Here is a 23,042-nt window from a genome sequence, read left to right as displayed (position 1 = left end):
TGGCAATGGATCAGAACGGCTCGGCGGCGGACGACCTGAAAAGCGTCGAAGCCGACGAGCGGCGCCTGTGCGCGGCCGCGCTCGCGGGCGACGTCGCCGCCCTCGACGACCTGCTGGCCGACGACCTGGTCTTCGTCAACCAGTTCGGCCATGTGCTGAGCAAGGAAGACGATCTCGACCTGCACCGCACCGGCGCCTTCCGGCTGGATGCGCTGGCCTTCTCGGGCTACCGGCTGAGCCGGGTCGCCCCGGGCGTGGTGCTGGCGGTGCTGCGCGCCGATGCCACCGGCACGGCGGGCGGCGCGCCCTTCGAGGCGACGTTGCGCTTCACCCGCGTGTGGCGGCACGAAGCGTCGGGCTGGCGGGTCGCCAGCATTCACAGCTCCCCGATCGCTTGAAACGGCGCACTGCGCTCTTACTGAACGGTGGAGAAGCTGCCCGGCGCCAGGATGCCGGCCGCGCCCGGCAGCGTCGGCACGGAGCCGGACACCGCCTCGCCGCTGGACGACGCCACCGAGGGCGAAGCCACGGCGGGCGCCGCAGGCGCCGCCGTCGCCTGGCGCGGCACCGGCGGACGCACGGGCGGCACCGGCACATCGGCGATCGGCTCAGCGGGCGCCGCTGCCGGCGGCGTGCTGCCGCCGAACCAGTTCTTCAGACTGTCGAGAAAGCCGCCATTGCTGCCGGGATCGAGCGAGGCGAGCTGCGGCAGCGCCGCGCGCTCCGGCGGCCGGGCCTGGGCATCGGCGGGGGCCGTAGTGGCGGGCGGACCGCCGGCCTGGGGCGCCGTGGCAGCCGCCTGCGGCGCGGCGGCGTCGGCCGGCTTGGTTTCCGCCGGCGCCAGGCCACTGAACAGGCTGAAGAACCCGCCCGAAGCCGGAGCGGCGGCGACCGCGGTGCGCGGGCCGCCCGGCGCATCATCGGGGCGCGGCGCCGGCAGCGGCACGGCGGCCAATTCCGTCACCGTATCGGCGGTGGCAAGCGCGATGCTCTCGGCCGGAGCCGGCTCGGTGGTCGAGACGCCATAGTCGCTGCCCGGCGGCTTCACCACCGGCGGCAGCGAGCCCGGGGCGGAAAGCTCGGGATTTTCCAGCTTGGCGAGGAACACCTTGTGCATCCCGCCATCCTTGCCCGTCTTGATCGGGGCGGCCGGCTGCAGCGCGCCGGCGCTGGCGATCCGGGTGCTGACCTCCTTCTGCCGGGCGGCGAGCGCCTCCTCCAGCCCTTCCGGCTGGGTGTAGTCCGGGCACGGGGCGGAGGCCTGCAGCTTCTGGCTGGGGTCGGTCGGCGTGGCGTTGAACACGTAGCGCTTGCCGCAATAATCCACCTTCGGCGGCGCCTTGGTCAGCTCGAACACGTCGCTGCCTTCCTTCAGCATCTTCCAGAAGGCGAGGTGCGGGTTGTTGCGGTGGCGCACCAGATTGTCGGTGGTCATGCGGAACGGGTAGGCCTGCACCTGGAACGAGCGCTGGCCGCCATAGAAGCTCTCGCGGCCCAGCGCGAAAATCTCCTGCACCTGCTCGTCGGTCATGGCGTAGCAGCCGCGCGAGGAGCAGTCGCCATGCACCATCAGATTGCTCCCCGAGCGGCCCCAGGCACGGTCATAGGCATTGGGAAAGCCGAGGTCGAAGGCGAGGTAATAGCTGGAATTGGCGTTCATCTGGCCCGGGGTGATGGTGTAGAAGCCCTCCGGCGCCTGCCGGTCGCCTTCCCGCACCTTCGGCCCCAATTCGCCGGACCAGCGGCAGATCGGATAGGTCTTCAGCAGCTCATAGTCGCCGCTAGTGGTTTCCTTCCAGACCTCCAGCTCGGATTCTTCCTTGAAGATCCGCACCACGATCGGGCTGGACTTGGTCATGTCCTTTTGCTGGATCAGCGCCAGCGTCTGCGGCGACAGGGTCTTGCTGGCCTTGGACATCGGCGAGGAACTGTCGCCGCCATTGCAGCCGGCCAGCACCAGCGCGGCACACCCGGCAAGCAGGGCCGCGCGCCAGCGCGCGCCGAACCCCCGGTCACGCACCTGGCGCGAGAGGCTCGAAAACCCTTGAACCTTCAACCCCGGAGACTCCCCCAAAGCGACGCGCCAGAGGCGCCTGCGCCAAAGCGTTATACCGCACCTGGGGCGGCCGCAATCCCGCCCCGCATTACCACCGACATCACCCTTTCGCGAGGGCGCCGGCACGTCCGCCCCTGCCGCAAACGAGCCTTTGGGGCTCAGAGATTGCGGCCGATGGCGAGGAATTTCTCGCGGCGCGCCTTGCGCAGCGCTGCCGGGTCCATTCCGTCCAGTTCGCCGAGCGCCGCCTCGATGGCGTCACCCGCCGCCTGCATCGCCGCCTCGGGGGCGCGGTGGGCGCCGCCGGGGGGCTCGGAGATCACGGAATCGATGACATGGAAGCGGAGCAGGTCCTGCGCCGTGATCTTCATGTTCATCGCGGCTTCCTGCGCCTTGGCGGTATCGCGCCAGAGAATCGAGGCCGCCCCTTCCGGCGAGATCACGCTGTAGATCGCATGCTCCAGCATCAGCACGCGGTTGGCCGTGGCGATGGCGATCGCGCCGCCCGAGCCACCCTCGCCGATGATGACGGCAACATTGGGGACGCCGAGCGAGAGGCAGGCATCGGTGGAGCGGGCAATCGCCTCGGCCTGACCACGCTCCTCGGCGTCGAGGCCGGGGAAGGCGCCGGCAGTGTCGACCAGCGAAATGACAGGCAGCGAGAAACGGTCGGCCAGCTCCATCAGGCGCACCGCCTTGCGGTAGCCCTCCGGCCGGGCCATGCCGAAATTGTGCTTGATGCGGGTCTCGGTGGTCGAGCCCTTCTCCTGCCCGATCAGGCAGACGGCACGGCCGCGAAAGCGCGCGAGGCCGCCGAGAATGGCGTAGTCGTCGCCGAACTTGCGGTCGCCGGCCAGCGGGTCGAACTCCTCGAACAGGCTGGCGGCATAGTCGGAGAAGTGCGGGCGCAGCGGGTGGCGCGCCACCTGCGTCTTCTGCGAGGGGGAGAGATTCGCGTAAAGCTGGAGCAGCGCGTCGCGCGCCTTGCCCTCCAGCCGGGCGATGTCGTCGCCAATGGCGACCGCGTCGCCCTGCGCCGCCATGGCGCGCAATTCTTCCAGCTTGGCCTCAAGTTCGGCCACGGGCTTCTCAAAATCGAGGTAGCTGCGCATTGGAAATGACTGAACCGGCTGACAAGGTAAGGGGGGCCACCCGGAAGGGAGACCCGCGAAGTTGCGCGGAAGCTGCCCCGAGAGGGTGGCGACGTCAAGGCAAGGCCGCAAATGCGCTTAATCGCCGCTGCCATCGCTGAGCGGATGCAGGTCGCGAACCAGGCTTTTCAACCGCTCGTCCAGCACATGGGTATAGATCTGGGTGGTCGAGATATCGGCATGGCCGAGCAGGGTCTGCACGATGCGCAGTTCCGCCCCATGCGCCAGAAGATGGCTGGCGAAGGCATGGCGCAGCACATGCGGCGAGAGCCGGGCCGGGTCGAGCCCCGCCGCCAGGGCGAGGTCCTTCAGGTCCAGCGCCACCTGCTGGCGGGTGATGTGGCCGCTGGCGGCACCGGAGGGAAACAGCCAGCGCGGGCGCTGTGGCGGGGCCGTGCCCTGCCCCCTTCCCGCCTTCCCGGCCATCGCCGTGTCCAGCGCCGCGCGATAGAGCCCCATCGCCGTCTTCGCCGGCTCGCCCAGCGGCACCAGCCGCTCCTTGTTGCCCTTGCCGCGCACGATGAGGGCATCGCCCTTCATCGTCGCGGCCGAGGCCGGCAGCGCCGCCAGCTCGGAAACGCGCAGGCCGGTGGCGTAGAGCAGTTCGATGAAACAGGCGGTGCGCGCCCGCCGCGCAGCCTCCGCAAAGCTCGACACCGCCTCGCCCGCCCGCGCATGGGCGGTGGCGATGAGGCGGCTCACCTCCTCCAGCGTCAGCACCTTGGGCAGCGGCCGGCTGCGGCGCGGTCCTTCCAGCACGGCGGCGGGATCATCGCCGCGATGGCCTTCGGCATAGAGGAAGCGGTGGAACTGGCGCACCGCCGAGAGCTTGCGCGCCACGCTGGCGCTGGCAAGACCGCGCGCGGAGAGGGCCGCGAGCCAGGCGCGAAGATCCTGGGTCGCCGCGCCTGCGGCATCCACGCCCTGCGTCGCCAGAAACCCCTCATAGTCCTCAAGGTCGCGCTGATAGGCGCCCAGCGTGTTCGCCCCGGCCCCGCGCTCGGCCGCCATCATGTCGAGAAAAAGCCGCGCCAGTCCGGGAGGCGGCACTGGCGCGTTCATTTGGCGAACCGATCCGCCGGCACCACGATGCTCATCTCGCGCATCTGCGGCTTCACCAGCGTGGCGAACGCCCACAGCGTGCCGTAGCCGATGCCGCCGAGAATGCCGAGGATGACGAGAAGACGGATGAGGCTCGGCATGGGGGAGCGGGGCCTTGCGCGATTCGATGGAGGGTGGCGCCGATCCTACGGCCTTTAGCAGGCCGGCGGAAACGCGCCCGACCCGGGCGATGTCGGTTTCACCCTGTCATTTCTGTCTGAACGGAGCGTTACACCGCCACCGTCGGGCCGGACAGCTTCCCATTGCGTTCCCCTCGCATTGCGTCACCCTTGCGCCAATGCTAGTCCGCGCTGCGTTTGAGCGAGCAGGGTGCGATGACGGCGGAACCCGAACAGGACGAGAAGGCGGCGCGCCTGCGCGAGCTTCAGGGCGGGCGTTCCATCGTGCTTGTCGGCATGATGGGCGCTGGCAAGTCCTCGGTCGGCAAGCGCCTCGCCCGCCGCCTCGCTTTGCCCTTCGCCGATGCCGACACCGAGATCGAGACGGCGGCGGGCATGACCATTCCCGAGATCTTCGCCCTGCGTGGCGAGCCCGCCTTCCGCGACGGCGAGAAGAAGGTGATCGCCCGCCTGCTGGAGGCCGGGCCGATGGTGCTCGCCACCGGCGGCGGCGCCTATATGAGCGAGGAGACGCGCACCGCTATCGCCGCCCGCGGCATCTGTGTCTGGCTCAAGGCCGAGCTCGATGTGCTGCTGCGCCGCGTGCGCCGGCGCGACGACCGGCCTCTGCTGAAGAACGATCCGGAAGGAACGCTGGCGCGGCTGATCGACCAGCGCTATCCGGTCTACGCGCTGGCGGATGTCACCGTCGTGTCGCATGACGTACCGCAGGACGTGATGGTCGATACGGTGATCGAGGCGCTCATCGCCCATCTCGCCGCGCCGGCTTCGGGAGACGAGACATGAACACGCCCGCCGCTTCCGAACCTCGCGCCGCCGCCGACCGCACGCAGCTGTGCGTCGGCCTCGGCGAGCGTTCCTATGACATCGTCATCGGCCCGGGCCTGCTGGCTGAGGCCGGGGCGCGCATCGCTGCGCTGCGGCCGGGCGCCCGGGTCGGCATCGTCACCGACCACAATGTCGCCGACCGCCATCTCGGCACGGTGGAGACAGCACTGCGCGCGGCCGGCCTGTCGCCCACCCCGGTGCTGGTTGCCCCCGGCGAGAAGTCGAAGTGCTTCGCCGTGTTCGAGGAAGTGGTCGACGCCCTGCTGGCCGCGCGGATCGAGCGCGGGGATCTTGTGCTGGCGCTGGGCGGCGGTGTGGTCGGCGATCTCGCCGGCTTTGCGGCGGCGGCGCTGCGGCGCGGGGTCGATTTCGTCCAGGCCCCAACCAGCCTGCTGGCGCAGGTCGATTCGTCTGTCGGCGGCAAGACCGGCATCAATTCCCGCCACGGCAAGAACCTCGTCGGCGCCTTCCACCAGCCGATCCTGGTGCTGGCCGATACCGGCGCGCTCGACACGTTGCCGCTGCGCGAATTCCGCTCCGGCTATGCCGAGGTCGCCAAATACGGGCTGATCGACAACGCACCCTTCTTCGCCTGGCTGGAGCGCAAATGGCAGGCCGTGTTCGGCGGCGGGCCCGAGCGCATCGAGGCCATCGCCACCAGCTGCGCCTCCAAGGCCGCCGTGGTCAGCCGCGACGAGAAGGAGACGGGCGATCGCGCCTTGCTCAATCTCGGCCACACCTTCGGCCACGCGCTGGAGGCGGGCGCCGGCTTCTCGCAGCGCCTGCTGCATGGCGAGGCGGTCGCCATCGGCATGGCGCAGGCCTTCCGCTTCTCGGCGGCACAGGGCCTGTGCGCGGAAGGCGACGCGGCGCGGGTGGAGGCGCATCTGCGCAGTGTCGGCCTGCCGACGCGCATCGCCGACATTCCCGGCACCCTGCCGGACACCGACGGGCTGATGGCACTGATCGGCCAGGACAAGAAGGTCTCGCGCGGCGCGCTCACCTTCATCCTCGCCCGCGGCATCGGCCAGAGCTACATCGCCCGCGACGTCGACCCTTCGCAGGTGCGGGCCTTCCTTGAGGTGGAACGCCAGTCCCGATAAGAAGGCGCCATGACCGCTTATGACTGGATTGCCTTCGGCGCTGTTATCATCTGCCTGCTGCTGTCCTGTTTCTTCTCGGGCAGCGAAACGGCACTGACCGCCTCCTCCAAGGCGCGGATGCACACGCTCGAAAAGAACGGTGATGCTCGCGCCGCGCTGGTGAACCGGATGATGGGGCAGCGCGAGCGCCTCATTGGCGGCATCCTGCTGGGTAACAATCTCGTCAACATCGCCGCCTCCTCACTGACCACAGGGCTACTGCTCGCCTGGTTCGGCACTGCCGGCATCGCCTATGCGACCGTAGGCATGACGATCATTGTCGTCATTTTCTCCGAAGTGCTGCCCAAGACCATCGCCATCAACCACCCCGACCGCGTCTCGCTGCGGGTGGCCAGGCCGATCCGCTTCATCGTCGGCCTGTTCGGGCCACTGACGCTGGCGATCGAGGCGCTGGTGCGTGCCCTGCTGCGCGCCATGGGCGTGCCGCTCGGCGCTACCACCAACGTTCTGTCCGCCTCGGACGAACTGCGCGGCACGGTCGACCTGCTGCACCGCGAGGGCAGCGTGGTGAAGGACGAGCGCGACATGCTCGGCGGCCTGCTCGACCTTGGCGAGCTGGAAGTCTCCGACATCATGGTCCACCGCACCAAGATGGCGAGCCTGAACGCCGATGAGCCACCCGAGCGGATCGTCCACGAGGTGCTCGCCTCCCCGCACACCCGCCTGCCGCTGTGGCGCGAGCGGCCGGACAACATCGTCGGCGTGCTGCACGCCAAGGACCTGCTGCGCGAACTGATCGCGGTCGGCAACGACACCTCGAAGCTCGATGTCGAGAAGATCGCGCGGACGCCGTGGTTCGTGCCCGACGTCACCTCCCTGCCCGACCAGCTCAAGGCGTTCCGCCGGCGCAAGCAGCACTTCGCCCTCGTCGTCGACGAGTATGGCGAGGTGATGGGGCTGGTGACGCTGGAGGACATTCTGGAGGAGATCGTCGGCGACATTTCCGACGAGCACGACAAGGCCTTCACCGGCGCCCGCCGCAACCCGGACGGGTCGGTCAGCGTCGAGGGCACGGTGGCGATCCGCGATCTCAACCGCGCCATGGGCTGGCACCTGCCGGATGAGGAGGCGACCACCATCGCCGGCCTGGTCATCCACGAGGCCCGCATCATCCCGGAGCCGGGGCAGGCCTTCATGTTCCACGGCTTCCGCTTCCAGGTGATGCGCAAGCAGCGCAACCGCATCACCCTTCTGCGCGTCGCCCCGCTGCGGCGGGTGGCATGACGGCGGCAACAGCCATCGCATAGGCCGTCTCGGGGCCCACCTTTGGGCGTGCATCGCCTTTGGGCCGAGACGAGACGATCGCGCCCGATCTGGTTTTCCGGCCGACCGCACCTATTTTAGCAGCGTTCCTCCGGCTATTCGCCGGGCGCCTTCGCCTCGATCGCGAGGGCGTGCAGGCCGCGCGCCATTTCATCGGCCAGCAGGCCATTCACCACGCGATGGCGCGCCAGCCGGCTCTGGCCGAGGAACGCCTGCGCGACAATCCGCACGCGAAGATGCGTCAACTGACCCGGACGATGCCCGCCATGGCCCTCATGCCGATGACTTTCATCCTCGAGCTCGAGCACGCTCGGCGACAATTCGGCCAGCGCCGCCCGCACGCGGGCCAGCGCCTGGGATACGGCGTCGTCGGAGGGCAGGGGCGGGCTTGGGATTTGCGTGCTCATGAACGATGCGGTACGCCCACGTCCTAGCGGCGTCAACATCCCCCGCCTGACCGGCGCCGACCCGATTGCACCGCAATCGGATCGGATATTCCCTTCGACCTCGCCCGGTACGGTGAGGAAACAACCGATCCTGCACACCGCGATCTGATCGGCCCAGCGCCCCGTATGTCTCTTCAGGGCGGTGACGAACCAGCGGTTTCTTGTATACCTGCTCCAGCAACAGCATAATCGTCGGACCATGAAGCTCGACTCCCCCCTCTTCGATCGCATCCGCGTGAAGCCCGACCGCGATCGCCGCCTGAAGGCGGAAGGCCCCGCTTGCGAGTGGGAGGGCTGCTGCAATCCCGCGACTCATCGCGCGCCGAAGGGCCGGCAGATGGAGGGGCAGTTCTGGCGCTTCTGCTTCGAGCATGCCCGCGCCTACAACCAGTCCTACAATTATTTCAACGGCATGGCCGACGATGCCGTCGCCGCCTATCAGAAGGACGCGGCCACCGGCCATCGGCCGACCTGGAAGATGGGCTCGAAGGGCGGGGCCGCCCGCGCCGCCGAGCACGCCAAGCGCCACGCGACGGAAAACATCGCCGACCCCTTCGGCATGTTCGGCGAGGTGGGCGGGCGCGCCCGTCCCGAGCCGGAGGCGCCGCGCGAGAGCCGGATGATCCGCAATGCCGAGCGCCGCGCCTTCGAATCCCTGGGGGTGGAGATTTCCGCCACGCCGGAGGAGATCAAGGCCCGTTTCAAGGTGCTGGTCAAAAAGTACCATCCCGACGCCAATGGCGGCGATATTTCGACCGAGGACCGTCTGCGCGACGTGATCCAATCGTATAATCATCTCAAGAACGCGGGCTTCTGCTAGGAAGCGCGTGTGCCAGACCAGCCCGCGCGCCGATGCGCGGCAACGGAGGAAGAATGACCGCCCCGCTCACGCAAGCGCCCGCGCTGCCGGACATGAAGCTCTCTGTTCGTCAGGTGTTCGGCATCGATGTCGATCTGGATGTGCCGGCCTACGCCGAACCGGACGCCCATGTGCCGGAAATCGATCCCGACTATCTGTTCGACCGGCCGACCACCCTCGCCATCCTCGCCGGCTTTGCCCATAACCGCCGGGTGATGGTCACGGGCTATCACGGCACCGGCAAATCCAGCCATATCGAGCAGGTCGCTGCCCGGCTCAACTGGCCCTGCGTGCGCATCAACCTCGACAGCCACATCAGCCGCATCGACCTGATCGGCAAGGACGCGATCGTGGTGCGCGATGGGCTTCAGGTCACCGAATTCCGCGACGGCATCCTGCCCTGGGCCTACCAGAACAACGTCGCCCTGGTGTTCGATGAGTACGACGCCGGCCGCCCGGACGTGATGTTCGTGATCCAGCGCGTGCTCGAATCCGCCGGTCGCCTGACGCTGCTGGACCAGAACCGGGTCATCCGCCCGCACGGCGCCTTCCGCCTGTTCTCGACCGCCAACACCATCGGCCTCGGCGACACCACCGGCCTTTATCACGGCACCCAGCAGATCAACCAGGCGCAGATGGACCGCTGGTCCATCGTCACCACGCTGAACTACCTGGCCCATGACAAGGAGGTCGACATCGTCGTCTCCAAGGCCAAGAACCTGCAGACGCCGGAAGGCCGCGACGTCGCCGCCCGCATGGTGCGCCTGGCCGATCTCACCCGGCAGGCCTTCATCAATGGCGACCTGTCGACCGTGATGAGCCCGCGCACGGTCATCACCTGGGCCGAGAACGCCGAGATCTTCCAGGAACTGGCCTTCTCGTTCCGCGTCACCTTCCTCAACAAGTGCGACGAGCTGGAGCGCCCGCTGGTGGCCGAGTTCTACCAGCGCTGCTTCGGCAAGGAACTGACCGAGTCGGCCATCAACGTCGTCATGTCCTGACGGCCATCCCCGGGACCGGCCGGCCGCCGGTCCCGCCTTCTCCATCGGGAGAAGGCTGCCCAGATTCAAGGCTTGCCATGTCCACGTCGAACCGCACCAGCCGCACCCCGCCCAAGGAAGCCCCGACCGAGCCGCTCAAGCGCGCCGTCACCGGCTGCCTGCGCGCCATTGCCGGCAATCGCGAGATCGACGTGACCTTCGGCTCGGAAAAGCCCGGCTTTGCCGACGGGCGCGCCCGCCTGCCCGAGCCGGCAAGGCGCATGTCGAAGCAGGACGCCGCCATCATGCGCGGCCATGCCGATTCCATGGCGCTGCGCATGGCCTGCCACGACCCCAAGGTGCATCAGCGGCTGGTGCCGATGGGCCAGGAGGCCCGCGCCGCATTTGAAGCCGCCGAGCAGACGCGCTGCGAATCGCTCGGCGCCCTGCGCATGGACGGCGTGGCGCTGAATCTCTCCGCCATGCTGGAGGACCGCTACCAGAAGGCCAATTACGCCAATCTGGCCGACCGCTCCGACGCGCCGCTGGAGCATGCGCTCTCGCTCATCCTGCGCGAGCGCATGACCGGCATGGCCCCGCCCGCCGCGGCGCGCGAAATGGTCAATCTGTGGCGTGGCTTCATCGAGGAGCACGGCGCTAGCGCACTCGACGAGCTTTCCGGCGCCGCCGACAACCAGGCCCGCTTCGCCGAGGCGATGCGCGACCTGCTCTCCTCGCTCGGCATGGGCGAGGACATCGCCCCCTTCGACGAGAACAACGACCCCTCCACCGAGGCCGATGACAGCCGCGACGACGACAACGGCAAGGGCAGCGATTCCGAGGAGGAAGACAACGCCGAGGGCCAGACCGAGGTCGACACCGACCTGTCCTCCGACCAGAACCCGGAGGAATCCGAGGAGCAGCAGGACCAGCCCAATTCCGAGCTTTCCGACGATGCCGAGCTGGGCGAATCCGACGATGCCTCCGAGCCCTGGAAGCCGGAGAACGCGGTGCCGGCCGAGCCGCGCCCGCCGGAATACCACCCCTTCACCCCGCGCTTCGACGAGACGGTGAACGCGGACGAGCTGTGCGACGCCGACGAGCTGGCGCGGCTGCGCGCTCATCTCGACAAGCAGCTGGTGCACCTGTCCGGCATCGTCGCCCGTCTCGCCAACCGGCTGCAGCGCAAGCTGATGGCGCAGCAGAACCGGGGCTGGGAGTTCGACCTCGAAGAAGGCATGCTCGACCCGGCGCGCCTGCACCGCATCATTCTGGACCCGATGCAGCCGCTCTCGTTCAAGCGCGAGCGCGACACCGATTTCCGCGACACCGTCGTCACCCTGCTGCTCGACAATTCCGGCTCGATGCGAGGGCGCCCGATCACCGTGGCGGCCGCCTGCGCCGATATTCTGGCGCGCACGCTGGAGCGCTGCGGCGTCAAGGTCGAGATTCTCGGCTTCACCACCAAGGCGTGGAAGGGCGGCCAGGCGCGCGAGGCGTGGCTCTCGGCCGGCAAGCCCGGCGCCCCCGGCCGGCTGAACGACCTGCGCCACATCATCTACAAATCCGCCGACGCCCCCTGGCGCCGCGCCCGGCGCAATCTCGGCCTGATGATGCGCGAGGGGCTGCTGAAGGAGAACATCGACGGCGAGGCGCTGGAATGGGCGCATAACCGCCTGCTGGCGCGCACGGAATCGCGCCGGATCCTGATGATGATCTCCGACGGCGCGCCGGTCGACGATTCCACCCTCTCGGTGAATCCCGGCAATTATCTGGAGCGGCATCTGCGCTGGATCATCCAGCAGATCGAGGACAAGTCCCCGGTCGAACTGATCGCCATCGGCATCGGTCATGACGTGACGCGCTACTACAAGCGCGCCGTCACCATTGTCGACGCCGAGGAACTGGGCGGCGCGATGACCGACAAGCTGGCGGAACTGTTCGGCGAGCAATCCGCGCGCGGCGGTGCCAAGGAGCAGAAGGGCCGCAGCGCCGCCGCCTTCGCGCCCGCAGCCAAGGCGGGCAAGCCTGCCGGCCGCCCCTCCCCCACCCCGCTCTCTACCCGCCGGGTGCATTGAGCCTAAAGGGACGGGGCTTCCGGAGAGGGCGCTCCGGCACGGCGTCTCGCCTGCCGTCATCCCGGCCGCAGCGCAGCGAAGAGCCGGGATCGCGCCGCGGAAGGTCGGGTAAACGATCCCGGATCGGCCTGCCGCCGTCCGGGAGGACGGCGTGGCGCTGTATCGGGCGCCGCCCCCTTGCATCGGCGGAAGGCCGCCCCATATAGGCTTCAACCCAGTCAGAACAGGGCTTCCGGCATGTTGGCACCTCGTCAGTGCCTCGCCGGATGTGGGCGGTCAGGACGGATGTACTCCGACCGCACCTGTACCCTCCGGCCGCTTGACGAGCGGCCGGCTTCTGACCGGGCACCTCTACGGGGAAATCAGCGCGCCGCATGGCGCGCTTTTTTTTGCGCTTTTCACGCAGGGCCAGCCCACACAGGCGAGCCTAGCAGGCTCGCCTGGCCTCAGGCGCCCGTGACGCTTAGCCTCACATATAGGGGCCGCGCGGCGCCGCGCCGGGCTCGTCGGCGAAGGGCGCGCCGGGGCCGGGATCGTCCGGCAGATGCGGCATCGCCACCACAGGCGTCGCCAAGGCGGCCGGCTGCGGCGAGACCTTCGTGCTCGCCTTCTCCGGCTCCGCCTTGCCCTCCGTCTCGGGAACGGCCGGCGCCAGGCTTGGCGAGGCACCTGCGGGGCTGAGATCGACCACCGGGCCCTCCGCCGCAGGCGGGCGGCTCTCGATGGCGGCGGCGATCGCCAGCTTCACCCGCTCCGCCTCGTTCTCCAGCATCGGCGTCGTCGCGAGGCCGGGCGGCAGCTTCCATTCATAGGCGTCGAGCCGGCCGCTGACCGGCGAGATCGGCCCCCAGGCCTCGGCCACCACGCCATCGGCCACCCAGGCGGGGTCGCGCTGGGCGCGCACGGCGCGGGCGGTCCATTCGCGGGCCTTGCCGACATCGCCATGCTCGCCCGCTTCCAGCTCCGCCATCAACAGGCAGGCGCGCTGGGTCGGCGCCACCAGCAGCGGCGCCAACGCCGTGCGGGCGACGTCGAAATCCTGCGCGTCGAGCGCGGCACGGGCCAGCGCCATGGCGCTTTCCGGATGGGCGGGCTGATGGGCGGTGAGCGTGCGCACGCGCTTCAGCCGCTCGCGTGAGGCATCGCCCGGCCGTAGGTGCAGATAGGCGTCGGCAAGGTCGGGATGCGGGGTCGCCGCATAGGCGGCCTCGATGATCTTCGCCGCCTTGCGTACATCGCCGGCGGCGCCCAGCAGGCGCCCGGCAATGTCGGCTGCCGGCACCAGCGTCGGGGCGAGGCGGGCGGCTTCCTGCGCCTTGTCGCGGGCGGTGGCGGGGTCGGAGAGTTCGAGAGCCTGCGCCTGCGCCGCCAGCAGCACGGCGCGCCGGCGCCGATGGGTCGCCCGGTCGAGCGCCCCATGCGCCGCCTCGCGCTCCAGCATCGCCAGCGCCCCGGCGAAATCGCCATTCAGGCAGCGCGCCTCGATCACCGCATCGGCGGCCCAGGCGAGGCCGGGCTCGTGCCGGGCGGCTTCTTCCGCCGCCTGCAGCGCCGCGCCCTGGTCGCCGCGCCGGCGCGCTTCCACATGCAGGCCGCGCAGGCCGAGCAGGCGCGTGCCGGCGGTTTCGGTCATCGAGCGGAACACCGCCTCGGCACCGGCGGCATCACCGGAAAGCTGCGCCGCCTGCGCCGCCAGCAGCTTGCTGAGCGGCTCCTCGCCGAGCAGGCGCTGGGCGTCATTGGCCGCCCGGCGCGCGCCCACCGCGTCGCCCGAGCCCACCGCGACGAGGCCGCGCGTGACCGCCGCCCAGCCGCGATTGCGGCGCCGGTTGCGCCAGGAATGGGCAATGGTGTCGGGCGAGCGCACGATCAGCCGCAGCAGCGTCCACAGCAGGATCGCCGCCGCCAGCAGCGCCAGCAGGGCGCTGGCCGCGACCAGAATGCTGGTCTCGACCTGCCAGCCCTGCCAGTCGATCACCACCGCACCGGGCCGGTCCGCCAGCCAGGCGATGCCGAAGGCCACAAGGGCGAGGACGAGCAGATAGACGACGAGCCGGATCACTGGCTTCCTCCCGCGAGAGTGGCGAGCACGCGCCGATGAAGCTCGGCAAGGGTGGCGAGCGCCGCCTGCCGGGCATCCAGCGCGGCGAGCACGGGCTGCGCGGCGGCGCGCTCGGCCTCGGGCAGCGCGGCGAGAGCCGCCCGCGCGGCCTCGAAATCACCCTGCGTCAGCGCCATCTCGGCCTTGGCGATGTCGGGCGAGGCCGAGACATCGTCGGAACGTCGAATGGTGACGAGCTTCTGCGCGCCCTGCAGCAGGGTGGCGACAATCCCCTCATCCGCCGGCGCGCCGGCCGCATCGGTCGCCGGGGCGGGCGCGGTGGCGGCGCGCAGCTGCGCGGCAAGCGCCGGGCCGGAGGCAAAGCCGGTGGCAGCGGAATCCTCAAGCGCCGCCAGCGGCACCGCGTCCTCGGCCAGCAGCGCCTGCGCCGCCTTCAGCTCGGTGGTGAAGGGGCGGCCGGAGACGACCGCCTCGCGCAGCGTGCCCAGGACGACGAGCTGCGCCGTGCCCTGTCCGCTGGCGCGCTGCGCGGCAGTGGCGGCCGCGAGCTTGGTCTCCAACGCGTCGAGGCGGGCGGTGGCGGCATTGAGAGCTTCGGGCGAGGCCGCCGGGGCCGGCGCGGGAAGCGCGCTCACCTTCTGCTCCAGCGCCTCGACCTGGCCCTTCACCGCCGCGACATCATCCGGCGAGGCGGCGGGCGCGGTGGCAGGGGCGGCCGGCAGGGCATCAACCTTGGAGCCGAGTGCGTTCAGCCCGCTTTCCAGCGCATCGAGCCGGGTCGCCAGCTCGGCGGGAGCATTGAGGCCGGCCGCCGGCGCCTCGCCGGAGCGGGCCTCCAGCAGTTCCAGCCGCTGGCGCAGGTCCAGCGCCCGCGCCTCAAGCTCGGTGATGGCGTCCACATTCTCCTCGGCGCCGTAGAAGGTCGACACCACGCCTAGCGCGAAGCCGCCGCCGATCAGGCCGGACAGCAGCGCGACGACAAGCGTGCCGAACAGGCCGAGCGGGCGCGTCGGGCGAGGCTCGGCGGGCGGCGGGACGGGATGAACGGGCGGCGGCACGTCGGCCGCCTCGCCTTTGCCGCTCCCATAGTCGCCAGTGGCATCGATCACCGGCACCTCGTCGGTCGCGGCGGCGGCATCGGGCTTCAGCGTCTCGGGGGGCATGTCGGGTGATGTATCCGGCTTGGGCGCGTCCGGCAGGGCGTCGCCTGCCGTCGAGACGTCGGGCTTTGAAGAGACGGGCTGAGAGGCGTCGGGCTTGGACGCGGGCACCACAGCCTCAGCGGTCGCCGCCTCGTCGGAAACGGGCGTCACTTCCCGGGCGGAAAGGTCGAGCGTCGGCGGCTTGCGGCGCGCGGGCTTGCCCCCGGCCTCAACCTTGTCCTCAGCACCCTTTTTCGGATCGTCTGTCGCCACGTCCTTACCTCTACCTTGATAAAGCGCCGGGCCGGCTCTTGTTCCGGGATAGACCGCCTATCCCCGCGCCGCAACCTCGGGAGACTGCGAGGGCCTACCCGTTCAGCAGATCGAACAGGTCCTCTTCCGTCGGCGCGGCGGCGACACGGGTCGGCCAGCCGGCAGCCGCCAGCGGCTTCGCCACATTGGCAGAAAAGCACAGATGCTCGACATGGCGGAAATAGGTCGCCACGCCGGCCTCCTGCGCGCGGGCCGCCAGGGTGGCGGCGGTGCGCGGCGAAAAATGGAAGGCCGCGTCAATCCGCCCGTCCCGCGCCGCCTCAATCGTCGCCGGCGCCAGCGCCTGCGCCGGGACGGTGCGATAGATCACAAAAAGTTCGGTGGAAATGCCGTCTCCCGCCAGTGCCGCGCCGAGGTCGACCGCCCGCTCTTCGCCGGCCACATAGAGCAGCCGGGCGCCGCGCGGCAGTCTGGCGCGCAGCAGTTCGGCCAGCGCCGCGCCATCGCCCCCGGCGACATGAACCGTGCCGAACGCTCCCGGCGCCGCCGCCGCCGTCCGCCGGCCGACGGCATAAAGCGGCAGCCCCGCCAGTGCCGGCAGCTCCGGGCGGCCACCCAGCAGCCGGGCGCCATTGACGCTGGTCAGCGCCACCGCATCGAAGGCTCCCGCCGGCAGGCGGGCCTCCACCGCCTCGACGGCGAGCATGGGATCAATGATCGCGCCATGCCCGGCGGCATCAAGCCGCGCGGCGGTGGCCTGCGCGTCCGGCTGTGGCCGTGTCACCAGCACCTGCATGTCGCGCCCGCTCAATGCGGCAGCAGTTCGGGCGGCACCAGGGCGCGCATCTCCTGCCCGGCGGCGATGCCGAGTTCCAGCGCGCGGTTGCGCGGACCATAGCGCACGATCTCGTAATAGCGCGCCCCATCCGGCGAAAGCACGGCGCCACGAAAGCGGATCTCCTCGCCGTCCACCTGCGCCAGCCCGGCGATCGGCGTGCGACAGGAGCCGTCGAGCTGGCCGAGATAGGCCCGCTCCACCCGCAGCGCCAGCCCCGTGGCCGGGCACACCACCGGCACCACCAGCGCGTCGACCGCAATGTCGCCGAAGCGGGTCTCGATCGCCACCGCCCCCTGCCCCACGGCGGGGAGAAAGTCCGTCGTCTCCAGCACCGAGCTCACCTTGTCGGCGAGGCCGAGGCGGCTGAGGCCAGCATAAGCGAGCAGCGTGCCGTCGAAATCGCCGTTTTCCACCTTGGCGAGGCGAGTGTGCACATTGCCGCGCAGCAGCGAGACATCGAGATCCGGCCGCAGCCGGCGCAATTGCGCCTCGCGCCGCAGCGAGGCGGTGCCCACCTTCGCGCCCGGCTTGAGGTCGCGCAGCGCCACGCCCTCGCGCAGGATCAGAGCGTCGCGCACATCCGCCCGCGGGAGATAGCCGACGAGATGCAGCCCGTCCGGCAGACGGGTCGGCATGTCCTTGGCCGAATGCACCGCGAGGTCGATGCGCCTGTCGAGCAGCGCCTCCTCCAGCTCCTTGGTGAACAGCCCCTTGCCGCCCGCCTCCGACAGCGCCCGATCGGTGATGGCGTCGCCGGTGGTGCGGATCACCTGCACCTCCACGGCCTCGTCCGGCCAGCGATGGGCCTTGAGCAGCGCGTCGCGCACCGCATGTGCCTGCCAGAGCGCCAGCGGGCTGCCGCGCGTGCCGAGCCGAAGTTTGGGAAGCGATTGCGTCATGCCGTCCTGCGGTGCTAGTGGGGTAAAATCCGGCAGCTGAGCTTCAGATGTCGGGTTTTTGGCCACAATATCAATATTTTGTGGGCCGATATGGCCGTATCATTGCGAAGCCGGATGATACGGTCGGGCCACAAGCGGTTCGGTGCCGGCTCAATTCACTGTCCAACCCCGTAAAGTCAATGCGCGATCTGCTCCTGCTCGGGATCGAGACCACCTGCGATGAAACCGCCGCCGCGGTGGTGCGTCGGCGCGCCGATGGCACCGGCACGATCCTGTCCAACATCGTCCATTCCCAGACCGAGGACCATGCCGAATATGGCGGCGTGGTGCCGGAGATCGCCGCCCGTGCCCATGTTGAGGTGCTCGACCATCTGATCGCCCGCGCCCTGCGCGCCGCCGGGCTCAGCCTCAACGAAATCGACGGCATCGCCGCCGCCGCCGGCCCGGGGCTGATCGGCGGCGTCATTGTCGGCCTCACCACCGCCAAGGCGCTGGCGCTGGCGGCGAAGAAGCCGCTGATCGCCGTCAATCATCTGGAAGCCCACGCGCTCACCGCGCGCCTCACCGACAAGGTGCCCTTCCCCTTCCTGCTGCTTCTGGTGTCGGGCGGCCATACCCAGCTGGTCGCCGTCACCGGCATCGGCGACTACACCAAGCTCGGCGGCACCATTGACGACGCCGTCGGCGAGGCGTTCGACAAGACCGCCAAGATGCTCGGCCTGCCCTATCCCGGCGGCCCGGCGGTGGAACGGGCGGCGCTGAAGGGCGACCCCGCCCGCTTCGCCCTGCCGCGCCCGCTGCATGGCAAGCCGGTGCCCGATTTCTCGCTCTCCGGCCTCAAGACCGCGGTACGGATCGAGGCGCTGAAGATCGCCCCGCTGAGCGAGGAGGACGTGAACGACCTGTGCGCCTCCTTCCAGGCGGCCATTGTCGACGTCCTTTCCGACCGGGTGCGCTGCGCCCTGCGGGTGATGCGCCAGCGGGGGCTGAAGCCTTCCGCGCTGGTGCTGGCCGGCGGCGTCGGCGCCAACCAGGCGGTGCGCCGGGCGCTGCACAAGGTGGCGGCCGATGGCGGCACCCGCCTCGCCGTGCCGCCGCCGGAACTGTGCACCGACAATGGCGCGATGATCGCCTGGGCCGGGGCGGAACGGCTGGCGCGCGGCCTTTATGACGGGCTCGACGTCTCCCCCCGCGCCCGCTGGCCGCTGGCCGAGGTGGAAGCGGCCGCTCTCGCGGTCGCCGGCCTCGCGGTGCCTCCCGCCGAGGATGCAGCCGCGAGCGAACCGGCGGCAGGGGTCGGCGCGGCGGCTGCCGTTCTTCCCGCCCCCTCCTTTGGCCCGGCCGGGACCGGCGGCTGATGTCCGCTCGCTATGCCTCCATCGGTGTGGTCGGCGCCGGCGCCTGGGGCACCGCCCTTGCCAATGCCAGCGCCCGCGCCGGGCGCGAGGTCGTGCTCTGGGGCCGCGACCGCGACCTCGTCGCGGCGATGGCGCGGACCCGCAGCAACCCGGCGCATCTACCGGGGGTGGTTCTCGCCGACACGGTGCGCCCGACCGCCGATCTTTCAGTGCTCGCGGGCATGGACGCGATTCTGCTCGTGGTGCCGGCGCAGGCGAGCCGCCCCGTCGCCGCTGAACTTGCCCCGCATCTGGCCGCCGGCACCCCTGTCGTCACCTGCGCCAAGGGCATCGAGCGCGGCACATCGCTGTTCATGACGCAGGTGCTGAGCGAGGCCTGCCCGCAGGCGGTTCCCGCCATCCTGTCCGGCCCCAGCTTCGCCGCCGATGTCGCGGCCGGCCTGCCGACCGCCGTCACCCTCGCCTGCCGCGATCTCGGCGTTGCCGAGGCGCTGGCCGCCGCGCTCGGCTCGTCCTCGTTCCGCCTTTACCACAGCGCCGATGTGCGCGGCGTCGAGATTGGCGGCGCGGCCAAGAACGTGCTCGCCATCGCCGCCGGCATCGTCGGCGGGCGGAAGCTGGGCGCCAGCGCCGGCGCGGCGCTGATCGCGCGCGGCTTCGCCGAACTGATGCGCTTCGGCAAGGCCTATGGTGCCAAGGCGGAGACGCTGACCGGCCTGTCGGGCCTTGGCGATCTCATCCTCACCTGCTCCACCGCGCAGTCGCGCAATTACGCGCTCGGCCTCAGCCTCGGCCAGGACGAGGGCCTGCACCCGCCCGGCAAGCTGGCGGAAGGCGCACTCACCGCCAGCGTGCTGGTGGCGATGGCGCAGGCGCGCGGCGTCGACATGCCGATCGCCCGCGCCGTCGAGGCGGTGCTGGCCGGGCGCAGCGATATCGAACAGGCGATCGGGTCGCTGCTGGCCCGCCCCCAGAAAGCGGAAGCGTGAGGCGATGTCGCGGCGGGATGGTAGCCAGTCAGGCACGCCGTCATCCTGAGGCGCGAGCGAAGCGAGCCTCGAAGGATGGGCATTGAGCGCTTCAGACCACTATCCTTCGAGGCCCGGCTGGCCGGGCACCTCAGGATGACGGCGGCGCGGTGAGACGGTAAGTGAATGGACCTCCCGGCGAGGTCACGAGGAGTGGAAATGGCGCACTGGCTCTACAAGTCCGAACCCTTCAAATGGTCCTGGGACCAGCAGGTCGCCGCCGCCGAGAAGGGCACGCATTGGGACGGGGTGCGCAACCACCTCGCCAAGCAGCAGCTTCTTGCCATGAAGCTGGGCGATCGCGGCTTCTTCTACCACTCGAACGAGGGCAAGGAGATTGTCGGCATCGTCGAGGTGATCAAGGAGGCCTATCCCGACCCGTCCGACGCTTCCGGCAAGTTCGTCATGGTCGATATCAAGGCGGTCGAGGCGCTGAAGAACCCGGTCTCGCTGGCCGCCGTCAAGGCCGAGCCGCGCCTCGCCGAGATGGCGCTGATGAAATTCTCCCGCCTGTCGGTGCAGCCCGTCACCGACGCCGAATGGGATATCGTGCTGGAGATGGCAGGCGGCACACGGTGACGCCGCGCGGCATCGCCGATCCCGACAGCTTCATCCGTACGGAGACGGCGCGCCTCGCCCCGCCGCTGGTTCCCGAGATCACCCTCCACCTCGCCACCGAATCGCTGCCGATCTGGCAGCGCACCGAGGAGGAACTGGGCGAGATCGGCCTGCCGCCGCCCTTCTGGGCCTTCGCCTGGGCCGGCGGGCAGGCGCTCGCCCGCTATATTCTCGACCATCCCGAGACCGTGCGCGGCAAGCGCGTGCTGGATTTCGCCTCGGGCTCCGGCCTGGTCGGCATCGCGGCGGCAAAGGCGGGCGCGGCGCATGTCGCCTGCGCCGACATCGACCCCTTCGCCCACGCCGCCATTGCGCTGAACGCCGCCCTCAACAAGGCCGATGCCGTGACGGTGCTGACCACGGATGTGGTGGGCACGGCGGGCAGCTGGGACGTGGTGCTCGCCGGCGATATTGCCTATGAGCGCGACCTCGCGGCAAGGGTGTTCGCCTGGTTGCAAGCGCTCTCCGCGCGGGGCGCCGATGTGTGGATCGGCGATCCCGGCCGCTCCTATTTGCCGCGCGACCGGCTGGAGAAGGTGGCGGACTATGCCGTGCCGGTGTCGCGCGAGCTGGAGGATTCCGAAATCAAGGCCACCAGCGTCTGGCGGCCGCGCCGGTAATCGACGCCGGCCCTCGCCCTCCGCTTGACTACCTACCGACCAAAGTCGCGCGCGGCGTCGGCTTGTCCAGCCGGGGCCGGCTCCCCATAATCCCGGCGAAGCAAGAGGCGCACAGCGCCAGCCTTAAGGGGGAGAAACGCCATGTCCGACAAGTTCTACGACGTGCCCGCGGAATGGGCCAAGCGCGCCTTCCTCGACGATCGCGGCTACCAGGCGAAGTACGAGGCCTCGCTGCGCGACCCGCAGGCCTTCTGGGCCGATGAGGGCAAGCGGATCGAGTGGTTCGAGCCATACACGGTGGTCAAGAACACCACGTTCGACCCCGGCCATGTCTCGATCAAATGGTTCGAGGACGGCGTGACGAATGTCGCCTGGAACTGCATCGACCGGCACCTGCCGACCCGCGCCGACCAGGTCGCCATCATCTGGGAAGGCGACGACCCGTCCGAGCACCGCCACATCACCTATCAGGAGCTGCATGACGAGGTCTGCCGCTTCGCCAATGTGCTGCGCAACCGCAATGTCGAGAAGGGCGACCGCGTCACCATCTACATGCCGATGATCCCCGAGGCGGCCTATGCGATGCTCGCCTGCGCCCGGCTCGGCGCCATTCATTCCGTGGTGTTCGGCGGCTTCTCCCCGGACAGCCTGGCCAGCCGCATTCGCGACTGCGATTCGCGCGTCGTCATCACCGCCGACGAGGGCCTGCGGGGCGGCCGCAAGGTGCCGCTGAAGGCCAATGTCGACGCCGCCATCGCCAAGGTCACCGAGTTTGAGGTCGATCACGTCGTGGTGGTGCGCCGCACCGGCGGCACGGTCAACATGAAGCCCGGCCGCGATGTCTGGTACCACGAGGCGGCCGAGCTGGTGACGAGCCATTGCCCGGCGACGCCGGTGAATGCCGAGCACCCGCTGTTCATCCTCTACACCTCGGGTTCGACCGGCCTGCCCAAGGGCGTGCTGCACACGACGGGCGGCTATCTCGTCTATGCCTCGATGACCCACCAGTATGTCTTCGACTATCACGACGGCGACATCTACTGGTGCACCGCCGATATCGGCTGGGTCACCGGCCACAGCTACATCGTCTATGGCCCGCTCGCCAACGGCGCCACCACGCTGATGTTCGAGGGCGTGCCGAACTACCCGACCAATTCCCGCTTCTGGGAGGTCATCGACAAGCACAAGGTCAACATCTTCTACACCGCCCCCACCGCCATCCGCGCGCTGATGCAGGGCGGCGATGCGCCGGTGACCAAGACCAGCCGCGCCTCGCTGCGCCTGCTCGGTTCGGTCGGTGAGCCGATCAACCCGGAAGCCTGGGAATGGTATTACCGGGTGGTCGGCGAGGAGCGCTGCCCCATCGTCGACACCTGGTGGCAGACCGAGACCGGTGGCATCCTCATCACCCCGCTGCCCGGCGCCACCAAGCTCAAGCCCGGCTCGGCCACCCGCCCCTTCTTCGGCATCATCCCGGAAGTGGTGGACGCGGAAGGCAACCCGCTCAGCGGCGCCTGCGAGGGCAATCTGGTCATCGCCGACTCCTGGCCCGGCCAGATGCGCACGGTCTATGGCGACCATGAGCGCTTCATGCAGACCTACTTCTCCACCTATCCCGGCAAGTACTTCACCGGCGATGGCTGCCGCCGCGATGCCGATGGCTATTACTGGATCACCGGCCGCGTCGACGACGTGATCAACGTCTCCGGCCACCGCATGGGCACCGCCGAGGTGGAAAGCGCGCTGGTGGCCCATCCGAAGGTGTCGGAGGCCGCCGTGGTCGGCTATCCCCACGACATCAAGGGCCAGGGCATCTATGCCTATGTAACCCTGATGGCCGGCATCGAGCCGACCGAGGAACTGCGCAAGGAGCTGGTGTCCTGGGTGCGGCAGGAGATCGGCCCGATCGCTTCGCCGGACCTGATCCAGTTCGCGCCCGGCCTGCCCAAGACCCGTTCCGGCAAGATCATGCGCCGCATTCTGCGCAAGATCGCCGAGGACGAGTTCGGCAATCTCGGCGACACCTCGACCCTCGCCGACCCGCATGTGGTGGACGACCTGATCTCCCACCGCCAGAACAAGAAGCACGCGGCGGTGTAGCCTCAGGCGGGTTTGGCACTACGCAAGATGATTGCGAGC

The 23,042-nt window shown here is 69.7% G+C and carries 21 protein-coding genes; 12 read left to right on the top strand and 9 right to left on the bottom strand.

The genetic code is table 11. The annotated features are described in order from the left end of the window. Window positions 1-5: 5 nt before the first annotated feature. Window positions 6-398 carry a nuclear transport factor 2 family protein gene (locus BLO63_RS14665; protein ID WP_091441876.1) on the top strand — a complete coding sequence of 131 codons (393 nt, stop codon included), beginning with the start codon at window positions 6-8 and terminating at the stop codon, window positions 396-398. Window positions 399-415: 17 nt separating this feature from the next. Here the strand turns inward: BLO63_RS14665 and BLO63_RS14660 are convergent, their stop codons facing one another. From BLO63_RS14660 to BLO63_RS21140, 4 genes are all read right to left on the bottom strand, one after another. Beyond that, window positions 416-2,056, bottom strand: coding sequence for a L,D-transpeptidase family protein (locus BLO63_RS14660; RefSeq protein WP_091441874.1), 1,641 nt, complete (start codon window positions 2,054-2,056; stop codon window positions 416-418). A gap of 158 nt (window positions 2,057-2,214) precedes the next feature. Further along, window positions 2,215-3,168: an acetyl-CoA carboxylase carboxyltransferase subunit alpha gene (locus BLO63_RS14655; protein WP_091441872.1), complete on the bottom strand. Its 954-nt coding sequence runs from the start codon at window positions 3,166-3,168 to the stop codon at window positions 2,215-2,217. A gap of 117 nt (window positions 3,169-3,285) precedes the next feature. After that, window positions 3,286-4,269, bottom strand: coding sequence for a site-specific tyrosine recombinase XerD (locus BLO63_RS14650; protein ID WP_091441869.1), 984 nt, complete (start codon window positions 4,267-4,269; stop codon window positions 3,286-3,288). Next, window positions 4,266-4,409 (bottom strand): hypothetical protein, encoded by a 144-nt coding sequence (locus tag BLO63_RS21140; protein ID WP_162841817.1) that lies wholly within the window; start codon window positions 4,407-4,409, stop codon window positions 4,266-4,268. The genes BLO63_RS14650 and BLO63_RS21140 overlap by 4 nt, the downstream gene beginning before the upstream one ends. Before the next feature lie 234 nt (window positions 4,410-4,643). On the opposite strand from BLO63_RS21140, the gene BLO63_RS14645 reads away from it, so the two are divergent. From BLO63_RS14645 to BLO63_RS14635, 3 genes are read left to right on the top strand one after another with little or no spacing between them, the layout of a single operon-like run. Continuing rightward, window positions 4,644-5,234 (top strand): shikimate kinase, encoded by a 591-nt coding sequence (locus BLO63_RS14645; protein WP_091441867.1) that lies wholly within the window; start codon window positions 4,644-4,646, stop codon window positions 5,232-5,234. After that, window positions 5,231-6,379 carry a 3-dehydroquinate synthase gene (aroB, locus tag BLO63_RS14640; protein WP_091441865.1) on the top strand — a complete coding sequence of 383 codons (1,149 nt, stop codon included), beginning with the start codon at window positions 5,231-5,233 and terminating at the stop codon, window positions 6,377-6,379. Before BLO63_RS14645 ends, aroB begins: the two co-directional genes overlap by 4 nt. Window positions 6,380-6,388: 9 nt before the next feature. Next, on the top strand, window positions 6,389-7,663 hold the full coding sequence (locus BLO63_RS14635; protein WP_091441863.1) for an HlyC/CorC family transporter: 1,275 nt from the start codon (window positions 6,389-6,391) through the stop codon (window positions 7,661-7,663). Between the two features lie 134 nt (window positions 7,664-7,797). Here BLO63_RS14635 and BLO63_RS14630 read toward each other — a convergent pair whose 3' ends face one another. Continuing rightward, window positions 7,798-8,109 carry a BolA family protein gene (locus BLO63_RS14630; RefSeq protein WP_244517884.1) on the bottom strand — a complete coding sequence of 104 codons (312 nt, stop codon included), beginning with the start codon at window positions 8,107-8,109 and terminating at the stop codon, window positions 7,798-7,800. Window positions 8,110-8,347: 238 nt separating this feature from the next. Between BLO63_RS14630 and BLO63_RS14625 the strand changes: the two genes are divergently transcribed. The 3 genes from BLO63_RS14625 (at window position 8,348) to cobT (ending at window position 12,065) form a co-directional block, all read left to right on the top strand. After that, window positions 8,348-8,968, top strand: coding sequence for a J domain-containing protein (locus tag BLO63_RS14625; protein WP_018387457.1), 621 nt, complete (start codon window positions 8,348-8,350; stop codon window positions 8,966-8,968). 53 nt (window positions 8,969-9,021) lie between these two features. Then, the gene (cobS, locus tag BLO63_RS14620) at window positions 9,022-10,008 is read left to right on the top strand and encodes a cobaltochelatase subunit CobS (RefSeq protein ID WP_091441860.1); all 987 of its coding nucleotides are present in this window, start codon (window positions 9,022-9,024) and stop codon (window positions 10,006-10,008) included. Between the two features lie 77 nt (window positions 10,009-10,085). Beyond that, the gene (cobT, locus tag BLO63_RS14615; RefSeq protein WP_091441856.1) at window positions 10,086-12,065 is read left to right on the top strand and encodes a cobaltochelatase subunit CobT; all 1,980 of its coding nucleotides are present in this window, start codon (window positions 10,086-10,088) and stop codon (window positions 12,063-12,065) included. 469 nt (window positions 12,066-12,534) lie between these two features. On the opposite strand, the gene BLO63_RS14610 is transcribed toward cobT, so the two are convergent. The 4 genes from BLO63_RS14610 to hemC all read right to left on the bottom strand — a co-directional run bounded on the left by BLO63_RS14610 (window position 12,535) and on the right by hemC (window position 17,279). Then, window positions 12,535-14,127, bottom strand: coding sequence for a heme biosynthesis protein HemY (locus tag BLO63_RS14610; RefSeq protein ID WP_091441853.1), 1,593 nt, complete (start codon window positions 14,125-14,127; stop codon window positions 12,535-12,537). Beyond that, window positions 14,124-15,542, bottom strand: coding sequence for a COG4223 family protein (locus BLO63_RS14605; protein WP_091441852.1), 1,419 nt, complete (start codon window positions 15,540-15,542; stop codon window positions 14,124-14,126). The genes BLO63_RS14610 and BLO63_RS14605 overlap by 4 nt, the downstream gene beginning before the upstream one ends. Before the next feature lie 94 nt (window positions 15,543-15,636). Next, window positions 15,637-16,353 (bottom strand): uroporphyrinogen-III synthase, encoded by a 717-nt coding sequence (locus tag BLO63_RS14600; RefSeq protein WP_244517883.1) that lies wholly within the window; start codon window positions 16,351-16,353, stop codon window positions 15,637-15,639. Next, the gene (gene hemC, locus BLO63_RS14595) at window positions 16,350-17,279 is read right to left on the bottom strand and encodes a hydroxymethylbilane synthase (RefSeq protein WP_091441849.1); all 930 of its coding nucleotides are present in this window, start codon (window positions 17,277-17,279) and stop codon (window positions 16,350-16,352) included. The genes BLO63_RS14600 and hemC overlap by 4 nt, the downstream gene beginning before the upstream one ends. A gap of 179 nt (window positions 17,280-17,458) precedes the next feature. Between hemC and tsaD the strand changes: the two genes are divergently transcribed. The 5 genes from tsaD to acs all read left to right on the top strand — a co-directional run bounded on the left by tsaD (window position 17,459) and on the right by acs (window position 23,003). Further along, window positions 17,459-18,637, top strand: coding sequence for a tRNA (adenosine(37)-N6)-threonylcarbamoyltransferase complex transferase subunit TsaD (tsaD, locus tag BLO63_RS14590; RefSeq protein WP_091441847.1), 1,179 nt, complete (start codon window positions 17,459-17,461; stop codon window positions 18,635-18,637). Then, entirely contained in the window at window positions 18,637-19,626 is a 990-nt protein-coding gene (locus BLO63_RS14585; RefSeq protein ID WP_091441844.1) for an NAD(P)H-dependent glycerol-3-phosphate dehydrogenase, read from the top strand. The genes tsaD and BLO63_RS14585 overlap by 1 nt, the downstream gene beginning before the upstream one ends. A gap of 198 nt (window positions 19,627-19,824) precedes the next feature. Continuing rightward, complete coding sequence (locus BLO63_RS14580) at window positions 19,825-20,244, top strand: EVE domain-containing protein (protein ID WP_091441842.1); 420 nt, start codon at window positions 19,825-19,827, stop codon at window positions 20,242-20,244. Beyond that, window positions 20,241-20,903, top strand: a complete 663-nt coding sequence (locus BLO63_RS14575) for a class I SAM-dependent methyltransferase (RefSeq protein ID WP_091441840.1) — start codon at window positions 20,241-20,243, stop codon at window positions 20,901-20,903. Before BLO63_RS14580 ends, BLO63_RS14575 begins: the two co-directional genes overlap by 4 nt. 141 nt (window positions 20,904-21,044) lie before the next feature. Further along, window positions 21,045-23,003: an acetate--CoA ligase gene (gene acs / locus BLO63_RS14570; protein ID WP_091441837.1), complete on the top strand. Its 1,959-nt coding sequence runs from the start codon at window positions 21,045-21,047 to the stop codon at window positions 23,001-23,003. Window positions 23,004-23,042: the final 39 nt, after the last annotated feature.

Source organism: Ancylobacter rudongensis, assembly GCF_900100155.1.
GTDB classification, from domain to species: domain Bacteria; phylum Pseudomonadota; class Alphaproteobacteria; order Rhizobiales; family Xanthobacteraceae; genus Ancylobacter; species Ancylobacter rudongensis.
Note: the sequence above shows the minus strand (reverse complement) of the source record. Positions and strands in the feature narration are given on the sequence as shown.

Bases quoted from the DNA above. Each gene is read 5' to 3' on its own strand.
- BLO63_RS14665 (WP_091441876.1), top strand. From the start codon at position 6: ATGGATCAGAACGGCTCGGCGGCGGACGACCTGAAAAGCGTCGAAGCC.
- BLO63_RS14655 (WP_091441872.1), bottom strand. From the start codon at position 3,168: ATGCGCAGCTACCTCGATTTTGAGAAGCCCGTGGCCGAACTTGAGGCC.
- BLO63_RS14650 (WP_091441869.1), bottom strand. From the start codon at position 4,269: ATGAACGCGCCAGTGCCGCCTCCCGGACTGGCGCGGCTTTTTCTCGAC.
- BLO63_RS21140 (WP_162841817.1), bottom strand. From the start codon at position 4,409: ATGCCGAGCCTCATCCGTCTTCTCGTCATCCTCGGCATTCTCGGCGGC.
- BLO63_RS14645 (WP_091441867.1), top strand. From the start codon at position 4,644: ATGACGGCGGAACCCGAACAGGACGAGAAGGCGGCGCGCCTGCGCGAG.
- aroB (WP_091441865.1), top strand. From the start codon at position 5,231: ATGAACACGCCCGCCGCTTCCGAACCTCGCGCCGCCGCCGACCGCACG.
- BLO63_RS14635 (WP_091441863.1), top strand. From the start codon at position 6,389: ATGACCGCTTATGACTGGATTGCCTTCGGCGCTGTTATCATCTGCCTG.
- BLO63_RS14630 (WP_244517884.1), bottom strand. From the start codon at position 8,109: ATGAGCACGCAAATCCCAAGCCCGCCCCTGCCCTCCGACGACGCCGTA.
- BLO63_RS14625 (WP_018387457.1), top strand. From the start codon at position 8,348: ATGAAGCTCGACTCCCCCCTCTTCGATCGCATCCGCGTGAAGCCCGAC.
- cobS (WP_091441860.1), top strand. From the start codon at position 9,022: ATGACCGCCCCGCTCACGCAAGCGCCCGCGCTGCCGGACATGAAGCTC.
- cobT (WP_091441856.1), top strand. From the start codon at position 10,086: ATGTCCACGTCGAACCGCACCAGCCGCACCCCGCCCAAGGAAGCCCCG.
- hemC (WP_091441849.1), bottom strand. From the start codon at position 17,279: ATGACGCAATCGCTTCCCAAACTTCGGCTCGGCACGCGCGGCAGCCCG.
- tsaD (WP_091441847.1), top strand. From the start codon at position 17,459: ATGCGCGATCTGCTCCTGCTCGGGATCGAGACCACCTGCGATGAAACC.
- BLO63_RS14585 (WP_091441844.1), top strand. From the start codon at position 18,637: ATGTCCGCTCGCTATGCCTCCATCGGTGTGGTCGGCGCCGGCGCCTGG.
- BLO63_RS14580 (WP_091441842.1), top strand. From the start codon at position 19,825: ATGGCGCACTGGCTCTACAAGTCCGAACCCTTCAAATGGTCCTGGGAC.
- acs (WP_091441837.1), top strand. From the start codon at position 21,045: ATGTCCGACAAGTTCTACGACGTGCCCGCGGAATGGGCCAAGCGCGCC.